General features: G+C 53.1%; 7 protein-coding genes. 2 read left to right on the top strand and 5 right to left on the bottom strand.

Translation table 11 applies throughout. From position 1 onward, the window contains the following. Window positions 1-107: 107 nt before the first annotated feature. Window positions 108-1,562, bottom strand: coding sequence for a glyceraldehyde-3-phosphate dehydrogenase (locus ACT3TR_RS15245; RefSeq protein WP_444625614.1), 1,455 nt, complete (start codon window positions 1,560-1,562; stop codon window positions 108-110). 256 nt (window positions 1,563-1,818) lie between these two features. On the opposite strand from ACT3TR_RS15245, the gene mfd reads away from it, so the two are divergent. Together mfd and ACT3TR_RS15235 are read left to right on the top strand one after the other, a co-directional pair. After that, window positions 1,819-5,268, top strand: a complete 3,450-nt coding sequence (gene mfd, locus ACT3TR_RS15240) for a transcription-repair coupling factor (protein WP_444625615.1) — start codon at window positions 1,819-1,821, stop codon at window positions 5,266-5,268. Between the two features lie 84 nt (window positions 5,269-5,352). After that, a complete protein-coding gene (locus ACT3TR_RS15235) occupies window positions 5,353-6,468 on the top strand; it encodes a L,D-transpeptidase family protein (protein WP_444625616.1) in 1,116 nt (371 codons plus the stop codon). Between the two features lie 140 nt (window positions 6,469-6,608). Here the strand turns inward: ACT3TR_RS15235 and ACT3TR_RS15230 are convergent, their stop codons facing one another. The 4 genes from ACT3TR_RS15230 to topA form a co-directional block, all read right to left on the bottom strand. After that, window positions 6,609-6,872: an Lpp/OprI family alanine-zipper lipoprotein gene (locus ACT3TR_RS15230; protein WP_096279604.1), complete on the bottom strand. Its 264-nt coding sequence runs from the start codon at window positions 6,870-6,872 to the stop codon at window positions 6,609-6,611. Between the two features lie 214 nt (window positions 6,873-7,086). Beyond that, window positions 7,087-7,716: a L,D-transpeptidase family protein gene (locus ACT3TR_RS15225; RefSeq protein WP_444625617.1), complete on the bottom strand. Its 630-nt coding sequence runs from the start codon at window positions 7,714-7,716 to the stop codon at window positions 7,087-7,089. A gap of 182 nt (window positions 7,717-7,898) precedes the next feature. Further along, complete coding sequence (locus tag ACT3TR_RS15220) at window positions 7,899-8,360, bottom strand: DUF6586 family protein (RefSeq protein WP_444625618.1); 462 nt, start codon at window positions 8,358-8,360, stop codon at window positions 7,899-7,901. Continuing rightward, complete coding sequence (topA, locus tag ACT3TR_RS15215; RefSeq protein ID WP_444625619.1) at window positions 8,357-10,984, bottom strand: type I DNA topoisomerase; 2,628 nt, start codon at window positions 10,982-10,984, stop codon at window positions 8,357-8,359. Before topA ends, ACT3TR_RS15220 begins: the two co-directional genes overlap by 4 nt. Between the last annotated feature and the right edge of the window lie 149 nt (window positions 10,985-11,133).

The raw sequence follows: 11,133 nt of genomic DNA, 5'->3' as shown, positions 1-11,133 counted from the left end.
ACACAAGAAGGTGAATTGGGACCAAAAAAAGGCGCCACCCGAAGGTAGCGCCCGCTAGTCCTGCTCGCATGAACGTCCAACGCACGGACTTTCCTACGACTAATTACTTAGCGTGGTAACTTTAAGAACTGCACATTAGACATCTGCTGCAAAATACGCACTACCTGACAGCTGTAGCCAAACTCATTGTCGTACCACACATAAACGACAGCATGATGACCGCTAGCAATCGTCGCCTTAGCATCAACAATGCCCGCATGGCGGTTGCCAACGAAATCAGATGACACCACTTCGGCGGAATCAACGAAGTCAATCTGCTTCTGATAAGCGGACTCAATTGACATCCGACGCAAGTAATCATTTAGCTCAACGGCATTGACTTCTTTATCCAGCGTCAGGTTTAGAATAGCCATGGAAACATTGGGGATGGGCACGCGAATGGCGTTGCCTGTCAGCCGGCCTTCTAACTCAGGCAATGCCTTCGCAGCAGCTTTAGCGGCTCCCGTTTCAGTCAATACCATGTTGAGCGCCGCGCTACGGCCACGACGATCGCCTTTATGGTAGTTATCGATCAGGTTCTGATCGTTAGTGTAGGCATGGACGGTTTCAACATGGCCATTCACAACGCCGTATTCGTCGTTGAGCACCTTCAATACCGGCACAATCGCATTGGTCGTGCATGACGCAGCAGAGACAATAAGATCGCTATCGCCAATCGACGCATGGTTAATACCATAAACAATATTCTTAATGTCGCCTTTGCCCGGTGCGGTTAGCAGAGCTTTAGCGGCACCTTTACATTTCAAATGCTGACCCAGGCCGTCTTCATCGCGCCAGATACCGGTATTATCAACAATCACAGCGTTGTCGATGTCGTACTCGGTGTAATCAATCTCACTAGGAGAATCGGCGTAAATAACCTGGATAACATTGCCATTAACCGTCAACGTGCGCGCCTGCGCATCGACGATAATCGTACCATCGAAAGGGCCATGAACAGAATCACGGCGCAGCAGGCTGGCGCGTTTTTCAAGATCTTTCGCCACGTCGCCACGGCCGCGCACCACGATGGCACGTAGGCGCAGAAGGTTACCGCCTCCGGCTTTCTCAACCATCACTCGCGCTAGCAAGCGGCCAATACGACCAAACCCGTAAAGCACTACATCTTGAGGCTCGCCCGTGCTTGCCCCCGACTGATAACCATCAATTATTTCGTAAAGCTCTTTACGTAGGAAAGCCTCAACGTCACCGCCACCTTGGCGCTTAAACATCACCGCCAGCTTACCGACATCTACATGCGCAGGCCCAAGGTTAAGCGCAATCATGCCTTTTAGGATTGGGTACGTATCGTCGACAAACAGCTCTGTCCCTTCCAGCTTGCGCACGAAGCGGTGGTCTTTAAGAATGCGAATGACCGACCGCTTAATCAACGAACGTCCGAACATGGTGGCAACAACGTTATTTTGACGATAGAGCTGACCCACCATAGGGATCATCTGTTCCGCCAAAGCCTCGTTACCCTGCCATTCTTGAAAAACGTTTTCGAGAGCTTGCTGACTCACGTGCGGCCTCATTAATGTAGTGAAAAAGTGTAAAAACAATAAGTAAAAAACAATTTCCGTGCTGCATTATCCTAGCCAAGCGCCGCCGTCGCAATCAAAGGATGGTCGCACAGCGTGTAGGCGTATTACAGAATCGTCGATTTGACTACAAGCTTGGCCAATGATTAGTAACTATCGATAAGCGACAGCGCTCTAACTGAAACGGGCGATCGTGTATGATCTGCTTTCCGTTTCAGCGCAAAACGATATCTTGATTATGCCGACTTTTTCTCTGCTCGAACCGCCCCAGCCCGAAGGGACTCGCGATACGCTCTACTGGACATCGCCGCCGGGCAGTGCGACTGCACTGGCACTCTCCCGCGTTGCAACCCACGCACCTCTATTGGTCATCACGCCCAATACGGCCAGCGCGCAGCGCCTTGAGCAAGACCTGTATTTCTACAGCGACGTACCGGTGCTGCCCTTCCCCGACTGGGAAACGCTGCCCTACGACAGCTTTTCACCCCATCAAGACATTGTCTCGGCACGACTACGCACGCTTCGTCAGCTGCAAGATGGCGTGCGCGGCATTGTGCTGGTGCCAATCAATACGCTGATGCAGCGTCTGCCCCCGGTTGAATATATTGCCGGGCGAGTGATGACCTTAAAAACCGGCGAGCGGCTGGATCGTGAGACCTTTCGCGAATCATTATCGCGAGCGGGCTACCGTGCCGTAGAAACGGTTTACGAACCCGGCGAATATGCCATGCGCGGCGCGCTGATTGATCTGTTTGCCATGGGTATGGATGAACCAATCCGTATCGACTTGTTTGATGATGAAATCGATACGCTGCGCCACTTTGACCCAGGCAGCCAGCGCTCTACGGATAAACTTGAGTCACTCGAGCTATTACCCGCTCATGAGTATTCACTCAGCCGTAGTGCCATTGCCTGTTTCCGCGAAAAATTTGAAACACTGTTTGACGTCGACCCGCGCCAGTGCCCGCTGTATAACGATGCATTAAAAGGCATTCCATCACCGGGCCTTGAGCACTACCTACCGCTATTTTTTGAGCATACCGCCTCTTTATTCGATCACCTGACGAATGACACGCGAGTAGCTTTACTGCCCGGCGTTTTCCAAGCAGCCGAGCAGCATTGGCAGGCAATAGATGCCCGCTTTGTCAACTTAGGCGTGGACAATACGCGCCCGCTTCTGCCTCCGCACCGGGCATTTTTTCCCGTCAGTGACGTATTTTCGGCCATCAAATCGTATCCGCGCATTGAGCTGACCGAAGACAGCCAGCAACGCCATGCGCAGCTGCCTGACGCCACATCGCTTCCTACGCTGTCGATCAACTCGCGAGCGAAAAAGCCGTTAAGCGATCTGTCCACGTTTTTAACCTCACACTCTAAAACACGCACGCTTTTTGTGGCGGAATCCCGCGGCCGGCGCGAGGCATTAGAAGAGATACTGGCACCGCTGAAGCTATCGCTGCCCCACACTGAGAGTTTCCATGCGTTTCTGGCTGGCAGCCAACAGTATGCGATTACCGAAGGGCTAGTCGACAGTGGCCTGTGGCTTAACAATCCCAGTTTGGCGGTGATCAGCGAAACCGAGTTATTTGGCGAAGTCGTACGTCAAAGTCGCCGTCGTGAAAAAGCCACCGATGACAATGAGCTAGCGGTACGTCATCTATCAGAGCTGCGTGAGGGCGCGCCGGTTGTTCACCAAGCCCATGGCGTGGGCCGCTACTTAGGCCTTGAGACATTAGAGGCAGGCGGGCAGGCAAATGAGTTTCTTGCGCTCTCCTATGCAGATGGCGCCAAGCTGTATGTGCCCGTCGATAGCCTACATATGATCTCCCGCTATAGCGGCGCCGACGACGAACTAGCGCCTCTGCATAAGTTGGGCTCAGATCAATGGGAAAAAGCGCGTCGCAAAGCCGCCGAGAAAATTCGTGATACCGCAGCCGAACTGCTGGACGTTTACGCACGCAGGGAAGCTCAGCAGGGCGTGGTCTACGAAGCCCCCGGGGAGGATTACCTACGTTTCTCAGCCAACTTCCCGTTTGAGGAGACGCCCGATCAGCATGCGGCCATTGAGGCGGTGATCAGCGACATGACATCGCCACAGCCGATGGACCGCGTGGTGTGCGGCGACGTAGGCTTCGGCAAAACAGAAGTCGCCATGCGCGCGGCGTTTCTAGCCGTGCAGTCCGGCCGGCAAGTGGTCGTCCTGGTGCCGACCACTCTGCTCGCACGCCAACATTTTGAGAACTTCCGCGATCGCTTTGCCGATACTGCCGTCAATATTGGCCTGATTTCTCGCTTCACCAGTGCCAAAGAAGTCTCTCAGACGCTGGAAAGCATTAAAAACGGTCAAACCGATATTGTGATCGGCACTCACAAGCTGCTCTCGAAAAGTGTTGAGCTACCTAAAATGGGCCTGCTCATTATCGACGAGGAGCATCGCTTTGGGGTTGCCCAAAAAGAGAAGCTAAAAACGTTACGCGCTGAGATCGACATATTAACCCTGACCGCCACGCCTATTCCGCGTACGCTGAACATGGCCATGAGCGGCATCCGCGACCTATCGATCATCGCCACGCCGCCGGCCCGCCGCCTTTCGGTCAAAACCTTCGTACAGCAGCATGACGACAGCGTGATAAAAGAAGCCCTGCTGCGTGAAATATTGCGCGGAGGCCAGGTCTATGTGCTGCATAACGAAGTTAAAACGATCGAAAACACCGCCGAAAAGATCCGCGAACTGATACCCGAAGCACGCGTTGGCGTTGCCCACGGCCAGCTACCTGAGCGCAGCCTGGAACGCATCATGTCGGACTTCTACCATCGCCGATTTAACGTATTGGTCTGCTCCACCATTATTGAGACAGGCATTGATGTGCCTAGCGCAAACACCATCATCATTGAGCGTGCTGACAAATTTGGCCTGGCCCAACTACACCAACTACGGGGACGAGTTGGCCGCAGCCACCATCAAGCCTATGCCTATCTTTTGACCCCTACACCAAAAGCCATGACGCGCGATGCGATAAAACGTCTTGAGGCCATCAGCGCTTCGGATGATTTAGGGGCGGGTTTTACGCTGGCTAGCCACGACATGGAAATTCGCGGAGCAGGTGAACTGCTAGGCGATGAGCAGAGCGGCCAAATGGAAACCATTGGCTACACGCTTTATATGGAAATGCTTGATCGAGCCGTGAAGGCGATTCGTGCCGGCAAAACCCCCAATATCGATGTTCCCTTCAATACCGGTGTCGAAATTAGCCTTAATCTGCCTGCCCTCATTCCCAGCGACTACATTCACGATGTGCAGCAGCGGCTAGTGATGTATAAGCGGATTGCCAATACGCAGAGCGATGGCGAGCTTAAAGAACTGCAGGTTGAGCTTATTGACCGCTTTGGCTTGCTGCCAGCGCCATTGAAAAACCTCATTCGGCAAACCAAGCTGCGCCATCGCGCTGAGCAGCTAGGCATCAGCCGAATAGAAGCCGGCGAAAGCCGTGGTCGAGTGCTATTTGAGAGCAGCACTCAGGTCGACCCCATGACGCTGGTGACACTTATTCAACGCTCACCAAAACACTACCGCCTGGATGGCGCAGACACCTTAAGATTTGAATTACCTATGGAAAGTGTTGATAAGCGTTTTCAGCAGCTAGAAAACTTACTCAGCACGCTTAATCAAAAAGTAGCGGCGGCGTGAACCTTGGGGCAAACTTGTCAGTAGCTATGCCCTACTGGTCACCAAAACGCGCATCAGCAGTAAATTAACATATTAGGAACGACTATGAACATTCGACATACTTTCAATCTCTGGGGCCCCACCAGCTTGGCTGTGCTGTTTGCAGCTAGCCTGGCTACCCCTGCTTTTGCGCAATCCGCTGACGAGCAGGTAAACAGCCAACAAGCGCAAGAAATCAACCTCGATGCCGTTGACAGCGCATCACAAGTTGCTAGCCGAGACGAGCTGCCCCGCGGCCACTTCCGCCTACCTGAAACCGGCGACATCGTCGGGGAACGCTATACGGTCGTCGTCGAAGACTCTAGCCAGACACTCGTTGATATTGCTCGACGTCACAATATTGGCTATGAAGAAATTCGTATGGCCAATCCTGGCGTAAGCCTATGGGTTCCTGGCGCAGGTACCGAGGTCGTTATTCCGGCTCAGTATATTTTGCCCCCGGCACCTCGTGAAGGCGTCGTAGTCAACCTATCTGAGTTGCGTCTTTACTATTACCCGGCCAACAATCCGGGCATCGTTGAAACCTACCCGATTAGCGTAGGTCGGGAAGAGTTTGCAACCCCGGTTGGTATCACTCGCACAACCGTTAAGGTAAAAGACCCTGCATGGGCACCGCCAGCTTCGATGCGCCGCGAAGCGGCTGAACGTGGCGATCCTGCGCCTTCAATTGTGCCCTCAGGCCCTGACAACCCGCTTGGCGAGCACGCCATCCTTCTGGCGATGCCTAGCTACTTAATTCATGGCACCAATAAGCCAGACGGCGTAGGCATGCGTGCTAGCCGTGGCTGTATTCGCATGTACCCTGAAGATATCGCCTCGCTGTATGAGCGCCTGCCTAGCGGCACTCAGGTCAACCTGATGGATGCGCCCTTTAAAGCAGGCTGGGGAGCCGACGGCACACTGTTCGTGCAGTCCTTCCCTCAGCTTGAAGAAAACGTGGGTGATTTCGAACCGATACGCAACGCAATTGATCGCGTTACGGCGCTAACTGAAGATCAAGTAGAGATCGACCCAGAGCAGATAGAGCGTGCCGTTGACGCACCAGACGGCCAATTTATTGCCCTCTTTGGCCCCGGAGCACCTGAAATAAAACCCGAGCCTGTCGAACTTATCGACGAAATTGAGCTCACGGCAGCACCTAGCAGCGAAGAAAAAGCTTGATGCGCTGATAGCGCAGCAACAAAAAACCCCGCCGAGGCGGGGTTTTTTTGTGTAGCTGTGTGCAAAGCTTCTTGCATTACAATCTACACATACAGCAACCGCTGAAAGAGTCTATTGACTCCCCAACAGTCCAGGCAGAATTACTTCTGCATGGAACGCTGGAACATACGGTTCATTTCTTCACGGTTCTGCTCAGACATCTGCAGAGCAGCCTGCGCATCGCGCTGGGCTTGGTTTGCAGTGTTCATAGCCTGTGAAGCCATGCTGCGTGCTTCTGCAGCGTCAGCTTGTGCAGACTCAGCAGTCATGCGAACTTCTTCCAGAGCGCTGGTAGAAGCACAACCAGCTAGGATTGCCAGAGAAGCGGCAGCAGCAGTCATTTTCAGAGTATTTTTCAGAGTCATAATGTTCTCCTTGAGTCGTCCTTGGGTACTACGTTAAGGGTATGACAAAGGTAAGGCTAAGCTCTTAGCTTAAATTTGTCTACCTGCGGTGCAGGTTCTTTTCAATGACTTGTGCTGTCAAGCACACAAGTCAAACGCTGTTTTATAATAGTCCACAGCGCTTGTCTATAGCCACTTATTTAAAAACCTCGAACTTCCTTACAACGGCGCTAGCTTAACGGATCACTACACGGGTGCCAACACCCACTAGCTCTGCGAGGCGATCAATTTGCTCGTTGGTAACGGCAACACACCCCTGAGTCCAGTTATAGCGCCCATGAATATCGGGATCCGCGCCACCCAACCCATGAATACCAATAGCGCCGCCAAGCGCCGTATTTTGGGATGGATGACCGTAACGGCGGTAGTATTCGAAGTAGTCTTCATAATCCGTTTGGGAGTAAACCCCACTATCCAATGCCATGCGTGCATGGGCCGGCGTTGGATAGTCAATGGCCATAAAAGTGCGCCATTGGCTTTCGTAATTAAAGCGATTGATACGAAACTCGCCCAAAGGGGTCACACTATCGCCACGTACGCGCTGCGTTTTTGCCCCCGCCCGCCCTAGCGATATCGGCGCAAAGCGCTCTAGTAAGGCATTGCCACGAAACACGCTTAGCGTAGACTCTTGATCATCTATCAACACCCATAGTTCGTTGCTGTGCCTAGGTACATGAGCACGAGTGAGCATCGCCTCAACGAGATCCGGGACGCCTGATGGACTAGGCGAATTCACAGCAGCGCTCGCAACGGCGGGAAAGCTCAGCGCCATAGCGAGAAAACGACGGCGATTGACAGGCATCATGGTAGCTCTCGAAACACGTTAGCCTGTGGTTGACCCACAAGGCTCATCTGGTGGCTGTTATACATTATTCCCACATTCGCCGTTAGTATTTTCGTCATACGCGCAATACAGCTAACGCGCAGTGAATAACCGCGCTCACCAAGGCATTACTCCAATGAGCGCTTTACGTTATTTTAGTAGACTTACCATTCCAAGCTAGTTTCCCGCAGAGCGCCTATTTCTCGCTTTGCTGCCTGGAGATTATCCAATAGCTGCTTGCGTAAATTCACTGGGCTACCCACTGCAATCATCGCGGGATTGTGCGCCGTACGCCGTGCGGCCCCATCGTCACTGTGCAAGCGCTCAAGCTGGGCCACGAGCCAGTGTAACCAGCTCTCAGGATGGGCTCTTAAATCGCGCAGGCGTTGCAGCTCTGCTAAATTCACACCATCTTCTGCTAGCAAAATACGCCAAGCATGTTCTAACAACCGTGCATGCTCAGTGACTTCACGCAACAGCGACTCTAAAGCCAGCTCAAAGAGCGCCAACGCGCCCTCCTCCTGGGCCATCTGTCTCGCCGTGGCATGTTCGTCATCCCCGGCTGATAACGTGGCTAGCAGCTCAGCCTGATAGAGCAATTGATTGGTTCGGGACTGCGCACTCACTTACGCTTATCCTCCACGTGCCATTTGCCGGCATCAAACGTGGCTTTCCAGCCAGTGGCCTTACCTTCCTCATCGGTCATCACAAACTGCTCTTTACTCTTGCGAGAGTATCGAATCTGAGCCGGGCGTCCATCAGGATCTTCACTAGGCGCCTTGAGAATAAAGTGATATTTCTCTGGCAGCTCATCAGCATGCGCTTTCAATTCTTTGACTAACGGCGGCCGCGTTTCACGATTTTTAGGAAACTTGCTGGCTGCTAAAAATAGACCGCTTGCCCCATCGCGCAGCACGTAATGGTCGTCAACCTTCTGACAGGCCAGCTCCGGCATCGGAATCGGATCCATTTTGGGCGGCGCCACTTCGCCACTTTTCAATAGCTTGCGCGTATTTTTGCACTCACCATTGGTACAGCCAAAATACTTACCAAACCGGCCTGATTTAAGCTGCATCTCAGAGCCGCATTTATCGCACTCAATCACCGGGCCATCGTAGCCTTTAATCTTGAATTTACCACTCTCGACTTCGTAGCCATCGCAGTCTGGGCTATTGCCACAGATATGCAGCTTGCGCGTCTCATCGATTAAATAGCTGTCCATGGCCGTGCCACACTTGTGGCAGCGATTCTTCGCCCGCAGCGCGTTGGTTTCAGCGTCTTCTCCCGCGTCTTCGGCAACGGCCTCCTCACCCGGAATAAGGTCGATAGTCGTTTTGCAGCGCTCTTTTGGCGGCAGGTTATAGCCGCTACAGCCCAAGAAAACGCCCGTAGAAGCCGTTCGAATCTGCATATGACGACCGCAGCTAGGGCAATCTATGTCTGTCGGCACCGGCTGATTGGGCCGCATACCATCATCGCTCTCTGCTTTAGCAAGCTCTTCACGGAACTCACCGTAGAAGTCGTCTAGCAAACCCTGCCAGTTGCGCTCACCTTCGGCAACTTCATCCAAGCTATCTTCCATACGAGCGGTGAACGAGAAATCCATCAAATCCGGGAACGATTCTTTTAGCCGTTCGGTGACAATATCACCAAGTTTTTCAGCATAAAAACGCCGGTTTTCTAATTTCACATAGCCGCGATCTTGAATCGTCGAAATAATAGAGGCGTAGGTTGAAGGTCGACCAATGCCCTGTTTTTCAAGCTCTTTAACCAGGCTTGCTTCGGTATAGCGTGGTGCAGGCTTAGTAAAGTGCTGCAGCGGATCAAGCGCTTCCAGCGCCATGGGCGTCCCCTGCGGCAAGTCAGGCAGGGTCTGGTCCTCATTTTTACCGCCGGGCTTCATTACCCGCGTATAGCCATCAAATTTGAGCACGCGGCCTTTGGCACGCAGCTCATAGCCATCGACCTCAACGCTCAGCGTGCTTGAAAGATACTGCGCGGGGGTCATTTGACAAGCCACAAACTGGCGCCAAATCAATTCATAAAGACGCTCTGCGTCACGCTCCATGCCCGCTAAATCGGTTGCTTTGCGCTCAACGCTTGAAGGGCGAATAGCTTCGTGAGCTTCTTGGGCGCTTTCTTTACTGCTATAGCGATTAGGCGCTTCCGGCAGGTAGCGCTCACCAAACTCTTCACTAATGTACTCACGCACGCTTTCCACGGCGTCTTTCGACAAATTGGTGGAATCAGTACGCATGTAGGTAATGTAGCCAGCTTCGTAGAGACGCTGAGCCATGGTCATGGTTTTCTTAACCGAAAAGCCTAACCGCCCACTCGCCGCTTGCTGCAGCGTAGAGGTAATAAAGGGAGCCGTGGGCTTTGAACTGGTAGGCTTATCTTCACGCGAGGTAATCGCTAGTTTGGCTTTCCTGAGCTGCTCAATACGCGCCAGCGTATCTTTTTCAGAGGTAGGCCTAAACGCTTTGCCGTCTTGGCGCACCAATGCGAAGCGCACTAGCTCGCCCTCTGGTGAGGCTAAGTCAGCGTGAACATCCCAAAATTCTTCAGGAATAAACGCACGGATTTCGCGCTCACGCTCAACAATTAAGCGCACGGCTACCGACTGCACTCGACCCGCTGACAGCCCCCGTGCCACTTTCGCCCATAGCAGCGGCGAGAGCATAAAGCCCACCACTCGGTCGAGGAAGCGTCGTGCTTGCTGTGCCTCTACACGGGGTATGTTAAGCACGCCAGGCGCCTTGAACGCGTCCTGGATCGCGTTTTTGGTGATCTCGTTAAACACCACGCGCTTGTAGCGGTCGTTATCGCCTCCGATGGTCTCGCGCAGGTGCCATGCAATGGCTTCCCCCTCGCGATCCAAATCCGTTGCGAGATAGACAGCATCAGCTTTCTCAGCCAGCTTTTTCAGCTCGGCAACGACTTTTTCTTTTCCGGGCAGCACTTCGTAGTGAGCTTCCCAACCGTTATTAGGATCGATGCCCATACGCCGAATTAGCTGATCTTGGCTTTTGCGCTTTTTATGCTCAACTTTCTCTTCCGCCGACATTTTGCGTGTCGCTGCGGCCTGGCGAGCGCGCTCCTTAGGGTCGGAGGCTGCCTTACCTGAGCCGCTGGTCGGCAGGTCACGGATGTGACCCACGCTCGACTTCACGATGAAATCGTTGCCGAGATATTTGTTAATCGTCTTCGCTTTAGCTGGCGACTCGACGATGACCAGTGACTTGCCCATAGTGCTCCACTTTCCTAATGCACGGGCTGACTCTAGCGCGTGCTCTGAATTCGGTGCCGTATCGCCGGGAAACAGGCCATTAAAAAGATACGGATGAAAAAATGCGCCTACCCTACCCCAGCCCTTGGCTAAGCGCCAGTAGCAACTAA

The sequence above is a fragment of the Halomonas sp. AOP12-B1-6 genome (genome assembly GCF_052379225.1).
Taxonomy (GTDB): Bacteria; Pseudomonadota; Gammaproteobacteria; order Pseudomonadales; family Halomonadaceae; genus Vreelandella; species Vreelandella casei.
Note: the sequence above shows the minus strand (reverse complement) of the source record. Positions and strands in the feature narration are given on the sequence as shown.

What these genes read in the sequence shown, in the direction of transcription:
- mfd (WP_444625615.1), top strand. Translation starts at nt 1,819, where the DNA reads ATGCCGACTTTTTCTCTGCTCGAACCGCCCCAGCCCGAAGGGACTCGC.
- ACT3TR_RS15235 (WP_444625616.1), top strand. Translation starts at nt 5,353, where the DNA reads ATGAACATTCGACATACTTTCAATCTCTGGGGCCCCACCAGCTTGGCT.
- ACT3TR_RS15230 (WP_096279604.1), bottom strand. Translation starts at nt 6,872, where the DNA reads ATGACTCTGAAAAATACTCTGAAAATGACTGCTGCTGCCGCTTCTCTG.
- ACT3TR_RS15225 (WP_444625617.1), bottom strand. Translation starts at nt 7,716, where the DNA reads ATGATGCCTGTCAATCGCCGTCGTTTTCTCGCTATGGCGCTGAGCTTT.
- topA (WP_444625619.1), bottom strand. Translation starts at nt 10,984, where the DNA reads ATGGGCAAGTCACTGGTCATCGTCGAGTCGCCAGCTAAAGCGAAGACG.